At 60.9% G+C, this 16417-nt stretch carries 9 protein-coding genes and 4 pseudogenes; 4 read left to right on the forward strand and 9 right to left on the reverse strand.

The features are described from left to right. Positions 1 to 9: 9 nt before the first annotated feature. The 6 genes and pseudogenes from OEJ37_RS01640 to OEJ37_RS01660 form a co-directional block, all read right to left on the reverse strand. The gene (locus OEJ37_RS01640; protein WP_175919734.1) at positions 10 to 318 is read right to left on the reverse strand and encodes an H-NS family nucleoid-associated regulatory protein; all 309 of its coding nucleotides are present in this window, start codon (positions 316 to 318) and stop codon (positions 10 to 12) included. Positions 319 to 395: 77 nt separating this feature from the next. Next, positions 396 to 983: a hypothetical protein gene (locus OEJ37_RS01645; RefSeq protein ID WP_263342969.1), complete on the reverse strand. Its 588-nt coding sequence runs from the start codon at positions 981 to 983 to the stop codon at positions 396 to 398. A gap of 214 nt (positions 984 to 1197) precedes the next feature. After that, on the reverse strand, positions 1198 to 1869 hold the full coding sequence (locus OEJ37_RS01650) for an OmpA family protein (protein ID WP_317891507.1): 672 nt from the start codon (positions 1867 to 1869) through the stop codon (positions 1198 to 1200). An 86-nt stretch (positions 1870 to 1955) separates the two neighbouring features. After that, positions 1956 to 7766 carry a YadA-like family protein gene (locus tag OEJ37_RS01655; protein ID WP_411859226.1) on the reverse strand — a complete coding sequence of 1937 codons (5811 nt, stop codon included), beginning with the start codon at positions 7764 to 7766 and terminating at the stop codon, positions 1956 to 1958. A 366-nt stretch (positions 7767 to 8132) separates the two neighbouring features. After that, positions 8133 to 8816, reverse strand: a pseudogene (locus OEJ37_RS35005) (ESPR-type extended signal peptide-containing protein); the annotation flags it as partial. A 128-nt stretch (positions 8817 to 8944) separates the two neighbouring features. Then, complete coding sequence (locus tag OEJ37_RS01660; RefSeq protein ID WP_174422097.1) at positions 8945 to 9376, reverse strand: hypothetical protein; 432 nt, start codon at positions 9374 to 9376, stop codon at positions 8945 to 8947. A gap of 999 nt (positions 9377 to 10375) precedes the next feature. On the opposite strand from OEJ37_RS01660, the gene OEJ37_RS01665 reads away from it, so the two are divergent. Then, positions 10376 to 10984 carry a recombinase family protein gene (locus OEJ37_RS01665; RefSeq protein ID WP_174422096.1) on the forward strand — a complete coding sequence of 203 codons (609 nt, stop codon included), beginning with the start codon at positions 10376 to 10378 and terminating at the stop codon, positions 10982 to 10984. Between the two features lie 157 nt (positions 10985 to 11141). On the opposite strand, the pseudogene OEJ37_RS01670 reads toward OEJ37_RS01665, so the two are convergent. Beyond that, positions 11142 to 11489, reverse strand: a pseudogene (locus tag OEJ37_RS01670) (UTRA domain-containing protein); the annotation flags it as partial. 116 nt (positions 11490 to 11605) lie between these two features. Beyond that, complete coding sequence (locus OEJ37_RS01675; RefSeq protein ID WP_263342973.1) at positions 11606 to 12190, reverse strand: hypothetical protein; 585 nt, start codon at positions 12188 to 12190, stop codon at positions 11606 to 11608. Positions 12191 to 12353: 163 nt separating this feature from the next. Here OEJ37_RS01675 and OEJ37_RS01680 point away from each other — a divergent pair. After that, positions 12354 to 12494: pseudogene (locus tag OEJ37_RS01680) on the forward strand (transposase domain-containing protein); the annotation flags it as partial. Between the two features lie 55 nt (positions 12495 to 12549). Here the strand turns inward: OEJ37_RS01680 and OEJ37_RS01685 are convergent. Continuing rightward, a protein-coding gene (locus OEJ37_RS01685) for an IS3 family transposase (protein WP_263342974.1) occupies positions 12550 to 13759 on the reverse strand; the annotation gives its coding sequence in 2 pieces (ribosomal slippage) (positions 12550 to 13441 and positions 13440 to 13759; 1212 coding nt in all). Between the two features lie 759 nt (positions 13760 to 14518). Between OEJ37_RS01685 and OEJ37_RS01690 the strand changes: the two are divergent. Together OEJ37_RS01690 and OEJ37_RS01695 are read left to right on the forward strand one after the other, a co-directional pair. Continuing rightward, positions 14519 to 14904: pseudogene (locus OEJ37_RS01690) on the forward strand (ISNCY family transposase); the annotation flags it as partial. An 861-nt stretch (positions 14905 to 15765) separates the two neighbouring features. Next, positions 15766 to 16410 (forward strand): 2OG-Fe(II) oxygenase, encoded by a 645-nt coding sequence (locus OEJ37_RS01695; protein WP_174418792.1) that lies wholly within the window; start codon positions 15766 to 15768, stop codon positions 16408 to 16410. Positions 16411 to 16417: the final 7 nt, after the last annotated feature.

Here is a 16417-nt window from a genome sequence, read left to right on the forward strand (position 1 = left end):
TGTCTTTTCTTAGTAAATCTTTTCATTATCCTGATGAATAAGAAATCGCTTGAGATCCTGCCCGACCAGCCAGCTGGGCATGCGCCCCCGCCCTGCCCACGTCGCGCCGGTATCCGGATTCCAGTATTTCGGTTCGAGCTTGGTGCCGCGCCGTGGGCCGCGCGACGAGTGCGTCGCGAGCTCCTGGACGTTCACTCCGTTTTCCGCGAGTACCTCCAGAACGCGTTGCGCAATGCGCCGAGCTTCGTGCTCGCGCGCGATATCGATCTCCTTTCTCAACTGGTCCAATTGCTCCAGCAGTTCGCTATAGGACTTCATGACACGTTCCTCTGCACGATCCGTTTCCTGTTGATGCGACTTCCCGCGCGGCAAGCGATCGGGCAGCGCTACGCTCGTCACTGCGCAGCGCCCCATCTGAACTGTACCTGGCGCCTGACGATCAGGCAGGCCGGTGGCGTGTCCACCAGCGTGACGGTTTCCCGTGGGCGGCCAGGGTGGGTGTAGACGGCGACCGCTTTCACGAGCGGCGTCCTCGTGTAGTCGCGCAATTGCGCCGCGGCAACCGCCTTGCACGGCAACGGCGCGCTCGACACGCGTTCGACGAGGATCGTGCAGCCGCCCGTCGGCGCGGGTACCGTCGTCAGCGACAGCACGGCCGACTCGCTCTGATACTCGAGGCCGGCGACGGCGAAGAACGGCTCGCCGTCCGGATCGCGGCGATCCCAATCCAGCGCGACATCGGTGCGCCGCGTGCCCGCGAGCATGCGGGTCGATACCTGGTCCACCGCCGCATAACAGCGTCGAATACCGACTGCCTGCGCCGCCTGCGCGAGCACGGTGGCACCCGGTGCAGCCGGTATCGCCGGCGCAGCCGCCGGGCCGGCCGGCGGCAGTGATTCGAGCCCCCCGGCTCGCGCCGGCATCGTCGCCGTGCACGCGACCAGCACCACCGCCAGATACGCGATCGTTCCGTTGATTGCCATGTCCCTATCCGTCCTTTCTGCTTCTCCCGAAGGTCGACCCGGCACGCGGGCCGCGCGCTACCGTTACCGGACGGGATGCTCCGCCTTGTAAAAAGAGCCGTCACGGCGACGTGACGACCAACCAGGGCTTTTCGTCTCGTCCGATGCGCTTACGGGGGGGAAGACACACCGGCGCGATAGCCGACGAACTGCCTGTCAACGCTCTCGGTGCCGGCTATTGCCGATCGACATCCATCCGCACCTCGACGCGGCGATTGTGTGCGCGTCCGGCTGCCGTCTCGTTCGAATCGACCGGATCGGCCTTGCCGTATCCGCGACTGACGAACCGCTCGGCGCTCAGCCCGTGCGACTGCAGGTACGCGCCGACCGCCCGGGCGCGCCGCTCGGACAGCCCGACGTTGTAGTCGTCCGGGCCGACCGAATCGGTATAGCCATTGACCGTCACGGTACGGATCCGCGCCCCGCGCGACTCGGAGATCAGCCGGTCCAGCCGGTCTCGCGCGACCGGCTTCAGATCGGCGCGATCGGTGTCGAAGTTCGTGTCGGCGGCAAAAGTCGTCACCTCAGGCGGCACCGGCACGGGAGACGGCTGCTGCGCACCCGGCGCAGCGGCAGCCGTGGGTGCGCCGCAGCGGAACAGCAGGGAACGGTCGTCCGGCTGGCCGCCGGACGTGGCGCCGAGACCCGATTGAGCCTCGAGTACCGTCACCGTCTGATCCTTGCAAATCGACGCCGCCTCCTTGCGGCAGGCGCCAGGCCCTTCGAGCAGGCCGTAGCAGGTGACGCGATAGGCGTACGCCCCGTCGGGCAATGCCACCGAATACGCGCTGTAGGTCGGCCCCGACGCAGCCGTGCATCCGGCCAGCAGCACGGTGGCGAGCAGCACTCCAGTTCTTGCAGTAGACATGATTGCCCCTTTCAAACGTGATGTCCTTCCACAGAGGACAGGCGCGCCACCGCGCGCATTGCGCGTTACCACTGATAGCCCAGACCCGCGCCGTACGTATAGCCGGCGCTGCTGCCGCTCACTCCGCCCTTCAGCTTGAGGTTCTCCGTCAGGCGCGCCGTGAAGCCGATCGCAACCGCGCTATAGCCCTGGTAGCTCGCTCCGCCGATCCCGACCGCCAGCGTCTTGCCGGCATCGACCTCGGGAATCATCGTCAGCGCGGTGGCTGCCGCGACGCCCGCGTAGGCCTTGCGTGCCACGTTGTTGACGTCCTGCTGGACCGCCCCCAGTTGCGACACGTTCACCGCATCGGTCGGATTGATGCCCGGCGCGACGTTGGTGATCCGCCGCTCGCTGCCCGGCGCACCGACCGACACTGTGTTCGCCTCGCTCGCCACCGAGTTCGCGCCCAGCGCAACCGAGCCGGCCGCCGATGCCGTCGCGCCCGTGCCGATCGCTGTACCCTTGCTGCCCGAGACCAACGCGTTCGCACCGATCACCGTGCCGCCGTCCGAGTTTGCGTTCGCGCCGCTGCCGATCGCCACTCCGTTCGCGCCGGACGCCACCGCGTTCGGGCCGAGCGCCATTGCGTTCGAACCCGTCGCGCCGCTGTTGTCGTAGTTGCCCTGTTGCGCGCTACCGTCGTTCACGCTGTAGTAGTGCGAGCCGTTCGCGATGGTCGTCGTCGACAGCCGGCTGATCGTCGTCGACAGCGACGTGATCAACGAACTGTCCCCGCCTTCGCTGGTCGACAGCGACGCAATGTTTGACATCGTCGAGGTCGACAGGCTGTTGATCGCCTGGATCGCCGTGTTGAGCTGCGATCCGTTGATCGCGTCCGTGCTGGTCGACGACACGCGTCCGGCCGCCACGTTCGTGATCTGGCGTTCCGCCCCCGGCGCCCCGACGCTCACCACGCTCGTCGGCGTCGCGCCGGCATAGTTGTACGTTACGCCGCCGATCGTGCCCGACGCCGTCGGGTTCGCCGCCGCCGTCACCGCGCCCGCGCCGAGCGCCACGTCGCCCGCGTTGGTCGCGATTGCGTTCGGCCCGATCGCCACGCTGTTCGTAGCGAGCGCCTGGCTGTCCGGCAACGTCGAGTTCGCGTGGAAATACTTGATCCCGCCGCCGTTCTCGATGTTGTTGACGGTATTGCCCAGGGTGTCGACCGCCTGATTGGTCGCATACAACTGCGACCCGTTCACGGCGTCGGTGCTGGTCGCCGACACGCGGCCCGCCGCGACGTTCGTGATCTGGCGTTCCGCGCCCGGCACACCGACGCTCACCACGCTCGCCGGCGTCGCACCGGCATATGCGTAGTTCGCGCCGTTGATCGTGCCCGATGCGGTCGGATTGGCTGCTGCCGTCACCGAGTTCGAGCCCAGCGCCACGTCGCCGGCGTTGCTCGCCACCGCGTTCTGACCGAGCGCCACCGTGCCAGCCGCATTGGCGTGCGCACCGTCGCCGACTGCGACCGCGCTCGCACCTGCCGCCGTGGCGTTCGTGCCTGCCGCCAGCGCATTGATGCCCGTCGCGCCGTCGTTGTTGTAGTTCCCTTGCTGCGTACCGTTGTCGTTCACGCTGTAGTAGTGCGTCTTGGCTGCGTCGATCGCTGTCGACGTCGACGTCGACAGCGAACTGATGCTCGACGAAGTCGACGTAGACAGGGACGTGACACTGCTGTTTGTCGTCGACAGGCCGGTCGACAGCGAGCCGATGCCGGTCGAGGTCGACGTGGACAACGACGTGATCGAACTTGTCGCGCTCGACAGGCCGGTGGAGGTCGAAGTCGACAGCGAGACCACGCTGCTGCTTGTCGACGACAGGCTGGTCGACAGCGATCCGATACCCGTCGAGGTCGACGTGGACAGCGACGTGATCGAACTCGTCGCGCTCGACAGCCCCGTCGACGTCGAAGTCGACAGGCTGCCGATCGCCGTATTCGTCGCGAACAGTTGCGAGCCGTTGACTGCGTCCGTGCTCGTCGCCGTCACCTGACCGGCCGCCACGTTCGTGATCTGGCGCTCCGCACCCGGTGCGCCCACACTCACGACACTCGTCGGCGACGCGCCGGCAAAGGTGTACGTCGTGCCGCCGATCGTGCTCGACGACGTCGGGTTCGGTGCCGCCGTCACCGAGTTCGAGCCCAGCGCCACATCGCCGGCGTTGTTCGCCACCGCACTCGAACCGAGCGCGATCGAACCCGCACCGTTCGCGGACGATGTGTTACCCAGTGCCACGGAACCCTGGCCAGTCGCAATGTTCGCGTTGCCCAACGACACGGCACCTTGCCCGTTCGCCGTGTTGTTCGCCCCCATCGCCACCGCGCCCGTGCCGATCGCCGTGTTCGGGTCACCGATTGCCACCGCACCGTCGCCGCTTGCCGTGTTGCCTACGCCAATCGACACAGCCTGCCCGCCGGTCGCCATCGCATTCTGGCCGATCGCCACCGCGCCACCCGAGTTTGCGTTCGCGCCGTCGCCGACTGCCACCGAGCTCGCGCCGGCCGCCGTGGCGTTGGTGCCTGCCGCCAGCGCGTTGATACCCGTCGCGCCGTCGTTGTTGTAGTTCCCTTGCTGCGTGCCGTTGTCGTTCACGCTGTAGTAGTGCGTCTTCGCCGCGTTGATCGCGGTCGACGTTGACGTCGACAACGAGGCCACGCTGCTGTTCGTCGACGACAACCCGGTCGACAACGAACCGATGCCGGTCGACGTCGAAGTGGACAGCGAGGTCACGCTGCTGTCTGTTGACGACAAGCTCGTCGACAGCGAACCGATGCCCGTCGAGGTCGATGTGGACAGCGACGTGATCGAACTCGTCGCGCTCGACAGACCGGTCGATGTCGAAGTCGACAGACTGTCGATCGCCGTGTTCGTCGCGAACAGTTGCGACCCGTTGATCGCGTCCGTACTGGTCGCCGTCACCTGACCGGCCGCCACGTTCGTGATCTGACGCTCCACACCCGGTGCGCCGACGCTCACCACGCTCGTCGGATTGGTGCCCGCGTAGTTGTACGTCACGCCACCGATCGTGCCCGTCGCCGTCGGATTCGCCGCCGCCGTCACCGAGTTCGAGCCCAGCGCCACGTCGTTCGCGTTGTTCGCCACCGCGCTCGAACCCAGCGCGATCGAGCCAGCACCGTTCGCCGTCGACGTATTGCCCAGCGACACGGAACCCTGACCCGTCGCGGTATTTGCATTGCCTAACGACACCGCCCCTTGACCGTTCGCCGTGTTGTTCGCCCCCATCGCGACCGCACCCGTGCCCGTCGCGACGTTCGGGTCGCCGATTGCCACTGCACCGTCGCCGCTTGCCGTGTTGCCTACACCGATCGACACAGCCTGCCCGCCGGTCGCCATCGCATTTTGGCCGATCGCCACCGCGCCACCCGAGTTTGCGTTCGCGCCGTCGCCGACTGCCACCGAGCTTGCGCCGGCCGCCGTGGCGTTCGTGCCTGCCGCCAGCGCGTTGATGCCCGTCGCGCCGTCGTTGTTGTAGTTCCCTTGCTGCGTACCGTTGTCGTTCACGCTGTAGTAGTGCGTCTTGGCTGCGTCGATCGCTGTCGACGTCGACGTCGACAGCGAACTGATGCTCGACGAAGTCGACGTAGACAGGGACGTGACACTGCTGTTCGTCGACGACAACCCGGTCGACAATGAACCGATGCCGGTCGACGTCGACGTCGACAAGGACGTCACGCTGCTGTCCGTCGACGACAGGCCCGTCGACAGCGAACCGATGCCCGTCGAGGTCGACGTGGACAGCGACGTGATCGAACTCGTCGCGCTCGACAGACCGGTCGATGTCGAAGTCGACAGACTGTCGATCGCCGTGTTCGTCGCGAACAGTTGCGACCCGTTGATCGCGTCCGTACTGGTCGCCGTCACCTGACCGGCCGCCACGTTCGTGATCTGACGCTCCACACCCGGTGCGCCGACGCTCACCACGCTCGTCGGATTGGTGCCCGCGTAGTTGTACGTCACGCCACCGATCGTGCCCGTCGCCGTCGGATTCGCTGCCGCCGTCACCGAGTTCGAGCCCAGTGCGACGTCACCGGTATTGTTCGCCACCGCATTCGGTCCGATCGCGACCGAGTTGGTGCCTAATGCCTCACTGTCCGGCGCGGTCGAGTTCGCGTGGAAGTACTTGATGCCCTGGCTGTTGATGTTGTCGATCGCCGTGCCGACGTTGTTGGCAGTCGTCGTCGTTCCGTTCGCGTTGTACGTGGTGTACGACGGTGCCGAAATCGTGCCAGTCGCCGGATTGTAGGCCGCGCCACCGCCGAGTGCCGAGGCGGTGCTGCTGCCAAGATTGTTGGTTGCCGTCGACAGAGAACTGATGCCCGTCGAAGTCGAGGTCGACAGCGACGTCACCGTGCTGTTGGTCGAGCTCAAACCCGTCGACAGCGAGCTGATACCCGTGGACGTCGACGTCGACAGCGACGTCACCGTGCTGTTGGTCGAACTCAGGCTCGTCGACAGCGAACTGATACCCGTGGACGTCGACGTCGACAGCGACGTCACCGTGCTGTTGGTCGAACTCAGGCCCGTCGACAGCGAACTGATGCCCGTGGACGTCGACGTCGACAGCGACGTCACCGTGCTGTTGGTCGAACTCAAGCCCGTCGACAGCGAGCTGATGCCCGTGGACGTCGACGTCGACAGCGACGTGATCGCACTGTTGGCCGAAGAAATTCCTGTCGACGCCGAGGTCGACAGCGACGTCACCGTGCTGTTGGTCGAGCTCAAGCCCGTCGACAGCGAGCTGATACCCGTGGACGCCGACGTCGACAGCGACGTCACCGTGCTGTTGGTCGAGCTCAGGCCCGTTGACAGCGAGCTGATGCCCGTAGAAGTCGAGGTCGACAGGCTGTTGATCGCCGTGTTCGTCGCGAACAGCTGCGAACCGTTGATCGCGTCCGTGCTCGTCGCCGATACTCGCCCTGCCGCCACGTTCGTCACCTGGCGTTCCGCGCCCGGCGCACCCACGCTCACCACGCTCGAAGGCGTCGTACCCGCGTAGTTGTACGTCACGCCGCCGATCGTGCCCGTCGCGGTCGGATTCGCCGCCGCCGTCACCGAACCGGAACCCAACGCCACGGCATTCGCGTTGTTTACTACAGCGCCAGAGCCCAGCGCCACGCCATTCGTCGCGGCCGTGACAACGCTCGCCGTATCGCCCATTGCCAGGGAACCCGCGCTGGCGGCGGTCGACGTATTGCCCAGGGCAACCGATCCCTGACCGGTTGCCGTGTTGCTGTTACCTTCCGCGACCGCGCCCTGCCCGTTCGCCGTATTGTTTGCGCCGACGGCCACCGCGCCCGTGCCGGTCGCGCTGTTCGGATCGCCGATGGCAACGGCACCGTTACCGCTAGCGGTCTGCTGGCTGCCGATCGCAACCGCGCCGGTGCCGCTCGTCACGCTTGATTTGTAGCCGATCGCCGTCGAGCCGGTACCGGCAGCGGCGGCAATTGTATTCGTGTCGCCAAGCGCTACCGTCGAAGCTGCAGCTGCCGTTGAGGTATTGCCAATCGCGACGGTAGTGGCGCCGCTCGCGGTCGACGCATTGCCGGCCGCGAAGCTGGTTTGGCCTGAGGCTACGTTAACGCGCCCCAGTGCGAGCGCATTTGCGCCGGTAGCTGTATTGAAATTTCCCAGCGCGACGGACTGAATGCCGGTTACTGTATTGCGCTGCCCGTAAGCGTCATAATAATTGGTGGCGTCGCCCGCTACGCCAACCACGTTGGCAACACCAATTGCCTCTGCGTTGCCACCGCCAACGATGTTGTTAGATATTCCGATCGCCAAATTAGCTACACCAGCCGCGGTGTTTGACATCCCCACCACTGCTATGGAAAACCCAGTGTCTGCAGCATTTACAACGTTATTAGTACCAAATACAACATCCGTCGTCCCCCTGGCGGCGGTTGCAGTAGATCCGATAGTATTTGAAGAACCAACTGCAACCGAGGAATCTATATAGCTCCGATTGTTTAGTCCCATTACCACAGTATTGTTGGCGCTACCGGTATTTCCCTGGCCAATCGTCTCCGCATAACTCCCACCTGCCGTATTGGATATCCCATATGCGACCGAGTTGACTCCAGACGCCAAATTGTCTTGCCCATCGGATACGGAATTGCTGGCATTAGCAATATTAGAAATACCGCTCGCATATGAGAAATTTCCGCTGGCTTTGTTATTGTATCCAAGCGCGACGGCATCGACTCCGCTAGCTGTCGAGGAATCCCCAATCGCCATCGTGTTCTGGGCTGACGCAGTGGCATTGGTACCTATCGCCGTGCTGAATCCAATTACGCCGCTGGATGCGAGCGCGTTAACCCCAATGGCAATGCCATTGGCTGCCGAAGCAGTAGCTACCGTGCCCAGAGCCAGTGAATTTGTGCCACTGGCCAATGCGTTAAATCCGAACGCACTACTTGCCTCTCCCGACGCAGTCGCCTGCAAACCGACACCGGTTGCCCATTTGGCAGCGTCCGCACCCAAGCCAATCGCCGTGCCGCCGGCGCCAGTGACGGTCGTGTAAAAACCGTACAGCGTGACACCCAAATTGAGATTGCCGTTGGCGGAGCAACCCGCAACCGTGGAGAAGCTGCCGTTACCGTCCGTGATCGCGCGGCTGGTGTAGTTGGTCGTGCCGTCCGGGCCAACGCCGGAGGAACCGCACGCCGAGCCGCCCGCGACCGCGAGCGAACCCACTCCGATCGTGCTGGCATAGCCACCTTGAGCAGCCGCGGTGAGCACGGCGGCCGCAACGGCCTTCACGACGGTCGACTTGTTCGATTTGCCTCGCGCCATGGCAAGTTCCGACGCCGCAACCCATGCCCCAAGCGCCTCATTCCAGATAGTTCTGTATGACCTATTCATTTTCGCCACCTCATTGGCTCATGCGCTGTCTCACGACACAGGCGTAGATTTCTCGCATCGGCCTATAATATTAAACAGGAATGCTTATTAAACATCCATCAACCGAAGGCGCTGCATCATCCTAGGTGTTATAGAGAGGCGCTTGTTGCGCCTCGAAATCCCGCGCTGTCGCTATCGCCCGGAATAGAATTTTCCTGAGTGTGCTGCAGCACAATCCAGTGTCGGATCGCCTGGCCGTGTTCCCACCCTGCCCGCGCTATCACTTTCAACAGTGCGCCGGATCGCTCGCCTTCCGCCTCGTCCTGCACGGCTGCGCCACCAGCGTCTGAATTCTCGTCGTACAGCCCAGCTGCGATGCCCGCCTGGTAGGCCCGCTGCGCACAACTTCTGCTCGCGCTGTCGAGGTGTCGTGCCAACAGTTCGAAAACAATTGACTCAATCGCATTGACATATGCGTCCACGTCTTTGAGACCGTCAGGGGGCGTAGCATTCAGCAAATGAGCCAATATCTGACTCGACTGAACCAGTCTGCACGCTTCGCTTGCAAACATCGGATCCAAGTTTCGCCTATTCATTTCATTCCACCATTTGCAAATATCGAGCTTCCCTGACCGCCCATCGAAACCCCAAGCCACCGAAAATTAACCAGAAGTAGACTCATTCGATTTTCTATAAATAATGATTCTCATAGCAAAATCGTAATCATCAATTTCCAATAATTGCGCCGACTGTCTCCCGAATTTCAATCCCTGACCTAGCCAGCCCGCAGCCAGCATCCGGGACTCATCCAGCGTTTGTTGTGCGTCAGCAACAAAAGCGCTCTACCGACGATCACGATCCAAAATCCTACGATTCCCCTACAACCATTTCGGCAATTGCTGCCGATTCGGCCGATTTTCGTCACACACGCAGGTAACAACCTCCCCGGAAACGCCTTGTCCAGTCTGATTTTTCATCTGTTTTGCCTATTTAGGGGCCTGAACACAAACGTTCCCTTGTATCAAATTCGTAGAAACAGCCCTCGGATCGCTGTCAGCCTCCACTGACAAGGACCGCTGCCTCCCGATTGGCTGTGGAAATAAAGGAACCTTTTTGTCCAGTAGAATCCGCGAAACCACCCTCCAGTTAACTCTTCTTAACGATTGATGGGTTTTGTCAGGAATTACGTTTCACCGTTGAAACGCTTTTATCGCCGCTTTTAGGGTTTCCACTAGCAACCATGTATTTTTATCAGACGAATCTTTAACTAATGAAAAGGAAAAAAACAGGTTTTATGTCCGATCCGGCACTGCCAATACTTCGACACAACGGAACACGAGACAGAAATGAACGGGCGGAACGAGCTAACGACCTCTCTCGATGAGATCGCCACAGACAATCAATAACTGCCACTTGACCAGTCCGGCAGCAAACCTACTCCAATGAGAGATGAAATTGAGTACGTTGGATACAGAACAGCAGATCCTCCGACAAGCAGCACTCCGACATGATGTATCCGTCGTCGCACATCAAGGGCAGCAGGGGCTTACGTCGGAATTGGCAGGCTTGGAGTGGCGGACATGATAGTCGGCTACGCACGTGTTTCCACGGATGAACAGAGTCTCGAGCTTCAAATAGACGCGCTGACCCGTGCAGGCTGCGAGACTATCCATACCGACCAGGGGGTTTCGGGTGCCGATTTTTCGCGTCCCGGTCTCGACGCCGCCCTCACCACGTTATCCGCCGGCGATACGTTAATGGTCTGGCGACTGGATCGCCTCGGTCGTTCGCTAAGCAAACTCATCGACTTGGTCACACATCTCGAAGGTCGAAGCGTCCAGTTCGGCTCGATCATGGAGTCGATTAATACCAACTCCTCCGGCGGTGTGCTGATTTTTCATCTGATGGCTGCGCTTGCTCAATTCGAACGCAGCCTTATCAGCGAACGCACTCGCGCAGGAATGGCAGCGGCACGTGCCCGAGGTAAGCCCATCGGCCGCAAACGAGCCCTGGATGATGAGCAACGCGCAGAAGCGCTGAAGTTGCTGAAGCAGAACTCGCTTATAGATGTCGCCGCACGCTTCAAAGTTCATCCACGCACCTTGAAACGCATCGTGGCCGACGAGACGGTGACGAAATCGTGCTTGCTTACCACGTGCAGCCGAATCGAGGAATCGACCGACGACTGAAGGATCCGGCTCGATCAGGACCGTAAGCCGTTCGCGCTCTTGCTGACAGCGGATATGAGCGATGCTACGAGGTGGGATTCGATGCCGAAGCATCGTTGCCCGAGGCCAGCGCAAGCCCGTTATTGGCGTAAACAGGCCCTATGCCTCCGCCGCGCCGTCACACCTTCCCCGTCAGATGAAACCGCGACGCCGGATGCCACAACCGCACCGACGTCGCGACCTGCTCGCCGACCCACGTGCGGCGCTTGAGCAACAGGCACGGCTCGCCGATTTCCATCACGAGGTGCCGGCGCACCTGCGCGTCGGGCTTCTGCGCGTAGCTCCGGAACTCCGCGCGCTGGATCGGCGCGAGCCGCACCATGTAGTGATTCGGCGTCTCGACCGTGAAGTCCTGTTCCAGATACGCGGGAAACAATGCCGGATTGACGTAACGATCCTCGAACTGGATCGGCTCGTCTTCCTCGTAATGCACGATGCGCGAATGGAACACCGGCCCCGAACGCAGCACCGAAGGCAAGGTGCGGCATCTGATTGCGAGCAAGCTCGTCGACCGGACCGAGCTACTCGGGGCGCTACCGACGTCAGTGCGGGAGTTCTGCTGAATCGCAACGATGCGCGCCTCTACTTGCTTTGCACAAATGTGTTGCCGTTGTAGCGGTACTCGCGGGTCGCGGGACCGGCATCGTCAATGTTGGTCCAGGTAATCTTGAACCCGACCGGATTCTCGACCCATTCAATCGCAAGCCAATGAGATCGATTGTTCACGTCGGTATCGAGCGACACGCTATGCAGACAACTCTGCACAGGCATTGCGTACTTAGACGAGGCAACGTTGCCCTTGACCTGCAGCGCATATAGGGTGCTTTCCTCTCCCGCACCGCAAAAACCCATTGGATTGTTGCTCGACGACTGATTCACGACAACCAGGATGAACTCCTTTCCGTCGACGACTTTCGAGCTCGCGGACGGAAAGCCGATGCTCGACGCCGAGGCCACGGCCCGACGAAGTGCGGTCGGCAGCTGCAACGTCTTCGAGCGATGATGCGCGACATCCAATTCGACCAGTCGCTTTCCATCTTGTTGCAACTCACGGCCATTGGAGAGCCGGACCGAGGCGGGGGCCGCCGTCTCTGCGAAAGCGCTTGCGGCGATCGAAATGACCACCGTAAACACCAACCATTTAGTTACCGAAAATGTGATCGACATAGCAAATTCCGGAATACATCCAACGATGATTTTTGTCCTGACCCGCCTTCATCTTCTTGTACTGGTCCTTGTCGCGCTCATGGAGTTCTGCTTCGGCCTTCCCCGCGTTCTTAGGATCGTTGGGATCCCAGCCGATGTATCCAGTCTGCGAGTCACATAGGAAATCTCGACGTCCGAGTCGGCGTTGCTTAACGGTCGTGATCCATACGTCTACCTGAAAGACGTGCTCACCCGACTGCATACGCATCGCGCCGACGACACCGCTTCGCTACTTCCGCATCCCTGGACGCCCACCACGACTTGATTGGCGGCAACTCACGATCTTGGGTGGAGTTGCCCCTGTAATACCGGACACAGGGTCACACTAAGGTTGCTGAATCCATCGAGCGCCGGAACTCGCGAGGCGAGCGGTATTTCAGCGCGCTATGGGGATGCTTCTCGTTGTAATGCTCGAACGCGATGGCCAAGTTGCGTGCAGCAGTCGCTGCGTTCGGCTTCGGCATGAAGGCGACGTAGTCGCGTTTCATCGTCTTCACGAAGCTCTCGGCCATCCCGTTACTTTGTGGGCTGCACACCGGCGTGGTCAATGGCTTCAGGCCGATGGCCGGTGCGAACCGACGCGTGTCGTCGGCCGTGTAGCCCGAACCGTTGTCGCTCAGCCACTCGATTTCGGACGGGGTACGCAGTTCGTTGCCAAACCGATTTTCCACTGCAGCCAGCATCACGTCGCGCACGATGTCACCGCTGTGGCCTGCCGTCGTGGGCGCCCAGCTCATCGCCTCGCGGTCGCAGCAGTCCAGCGCAAACGTCACGCGCAGCGGCTCGCCGTTGTCACAGCGAAACTCGAATCCATCGGAGCACCATCGCTGATTGCTGCGCGCTACGGCCACCTTGCCGTCGTGTCGACGTTGGGGGCGAGGCGGAATCGGTCGACGCTGCATCAGCAACCCATGTGTGCGCATGACGCGATAGATGCGCTTGGCATTGAACGGCACCAGCCCAACCGCGACGCGCTCGTTGCGCAATATGCCCCAAACCCGGCGATAGCCATAGCTGGGCAAATCGCCGATGACCCGGCGGATTTCCTCGGCCGCGACCGCGTCGTCAGTCTGCCTCGATTGACGGCCATCGCGCCACGTCGCCGGACGCGACAGTCGTGCCGATACGTTCGAGCGCGACACGCCGAGAACTTCACAAACCAGTTTCACTGGTCGTCCTCCGGCAGCGAGGGCGAGTGCGCTATCCATTTTTTGCCCGGCCGTACTCGACTGCTTCGCGGAGAATCTCGTTCTCCATGGTCTTCTTGCCGAGCATCCGTTGCAGCTCACGAATCTGCTTGAGCGCGTCGGCCAGTTCCGAGGCCGGAACTACTTCCTCCCCAGCCTTGACCGCTGACAGGCTCCCATCCTGGTACAACTTGCGCCAGTGGAACAGTTGGTTCGGATTCACGCCGTGCTGGCGCGCGACCATCGAAACCGATTTCCCCGGCTCCAAACTCTCGCGAACCATCGCCAGCTTCTGCTCCGCCGTCCAGCGCCGCCGGCGCTCCGGGACCGTCAACACTTCCATCACTTCCTGCCTGGTGTTAGTCAAAAACACAGTCTTATGCCTACCCGTTATTGTAAGTGGGTGACTGTGTCCGGCGCTTCAGGGGGCTGCTCCACGCCTCCAAAACGGTCACAGCTCTTCGGATAAGGGGTAGACGCAAACCCATTGTTTTATATAAATATTTATTTGGGGTCGCCAGGCAAAGCCTTACCAGGTCTAAAGGTGTCTAACCGGAAAAACGCGCGGGAATCAAAGGTACCCCCTGACGCGCCTCGGCGGGCATCAACAGACCTACCCCCAATTAATCTACGCCGGCATCCAGGATTTAACAATATTTAAGAGGCGCTGGCGGTAAATCCGATATGATCGACGTGATTTGATATCTACCGCGTGCCGTCGTTCAATTTACCTTAACACGGTGCGATATCCGAGGGCGGATTAGAGTAGAAATTCGTGATATTCCCGCGACTGTCAGGGTTTTGTCATATTTTACCTTTACGCCGACGTGGGGAAATTCGATGTACGCAGGAAGGGGCATTACATTGTCGCGATTATTGCGATAATCGCAAGAGGGGCGCGAGCGTATTGCGTCGCTGTGACCCTTGAGCGAGAGTAGCCACTGCCCCATCCAAAAACCAATAAGGGCATGCAGTATGGGCCACAGCACGCTATACCAAGCCTTGCGTCTCGGGGACGCACAATACAACCGCCTCGTCAAGCTGGATACGCCGCTCGGCGTGGACTGGCTATAAGGCTTATGTAAAATTATTCAGGCTACCTATGATCGCGGACGGCATGCTCAAGCCATGGCGCGCGGCGGAACGGCTGAAACCGACGACGCGGCAGGTTCACCTGCTGGTCGCCCGGCTGCGAGAACACGTACCTCAAGGTCTCGTGTCGGGACGGTTTGCGAAGCCCGGCAACAATCGGCTGGACGCTGTAATTACTGACCGGGCGCTGTCGATCATCCGTGATCGCTACGCCGATTTCGGACCGACGCTGACCTGCGAGAAGCTCTGGGAATATCACGGGATTCGCCTGTGGCCAAGGAAATGGTCAGGAAGCTCATGACGGAGGCTGGATTGTGGATTCCGCGCCGGCAGCGTCCACCCAAGGTCTACCAGCCGCGAGCGCGCCGGGCGTGCCTGGGCGAACTGATCCAGATGGGACAGCGCCGTCGCGAACCCATCGAGGGCTTCCGGAGCGGGAGAACGAAGCGCAATCCGGCGCAAAGAAGCCACGCCGGCTCACGGTGGCTGACATGGAGACGGCGATTCAGCAGGTCGCATTTCAGGAAGGAACTGACCGGCGGTCAACCAAGGCCCGCTAATTGACCGTAAGCGCCCTGCTGCTTCAGGCTCGGCGTTTCAACCCTGAATGACGGGAAACCGATGAAAAATACGACATCCGTATTTAGCTGGCGCTACGACATCTGAATCCGGGTATGAAATTATATGTGCGCAGTCACCATGCATCCAGCATGCGACCGGCCGCTCAATTCGAAATATTCCCCCCAATTAACTAAAAAAATGGAAATTCCGCAGGATCGGGGCTGCTTATTTTCCGATGCGCCCCGGTGATTGGCAAAGTCAGCGACGGAACGCGTAAAAGCCCCGTTTTAAAGCGACGCTGGAAATAAATATTGACAGAAAATGCGCGAATTCCGGTCGACGCCGCCAAGCGCTTGACAGGCCACTGAACATGAGTCGACAACGCGCATGGCGGAAGAATGTCCGCCCCGCATGGGGTTTAAGCGTCGCATGCTGGGTTTCCATGCGTTACGACTTGTCCAAGGCAGTCACTATCGGATGTTTGACATTCCGGTCGAAGTAACCTATCAAGATCACTATGCGTGTTGCAATCCGGTTCGGGCTTCACGGAATGATATTTTCCATAGCCGGAAAAAAATGGAGGAATGTTGAGACAAACGCCGGGGTACAGCGTTTATTTGACGGGCTGTCGCTGCCAGATATTGGTGCGACGCAATGGAATTAACCATAAATAAAACTTCTTTGGGAAGGAATATCATGATAAACCTTGGTGCAATATCGAATGCAAAGGTGTTTGAGTTCCCGTTTAAATGGGGGATTGCCGACGGCCTGTTGTCCGCCGATCAACAAGGCGTGCAGATGTGCGATGAATTTCCGATCGATTCGTTCCGTTACAGGCGGTATCTGAGCGGCCGCTACTTGCGCCGGCCGCTCGTCGAACTCGATGCCCAGGATGCCTATCGCGGCGAAGAGCTGTCCGATGCCTATCGCGAGCTGGCCAGCGACCTGACAAGTTCCGCGTACCGCAATGCCGTGTCGAACGCGACGGGCATTGATCTCGAAGGCTCGCCGATGGATGCGGCATTGTGGCGGTCCGACGCGGCGACCGAACTTCGGATGCACCTTGACAGCGAGCCGAAACTGCTCACCCACGTGATCTACCTCAATCACGGCTGGACGGCGGAGGATGGCGGCAAGCTTCAGATCCTGGCATCGGAAAACGAGTCCGACGTCGCTTTCGAAGTGCTTCCCAGGTTCGGCCTGTCGGTATTCATCGCCCGCTCGCCGGTATCGTGGCACAACATCACGCCAATCAGCTCCACGGCCCCTGATTCGCGCAACACGCTGACCATCAACTTCTATCACCCAGGTACGACCTCGAAGGATCTTCCCGTTCGCTAGGCGCCAA

Origin of the sequence: Burkholderia sp. BKH01 (assembly GCF_025685725.1) — a bacterium.
GTDB lineage: Bacteria > Pseudomonadota > Gammaproteobacteria > Burkholderiales > Burkholderiaceae > Burkholderia > Burkholderia pyrrocinia_C.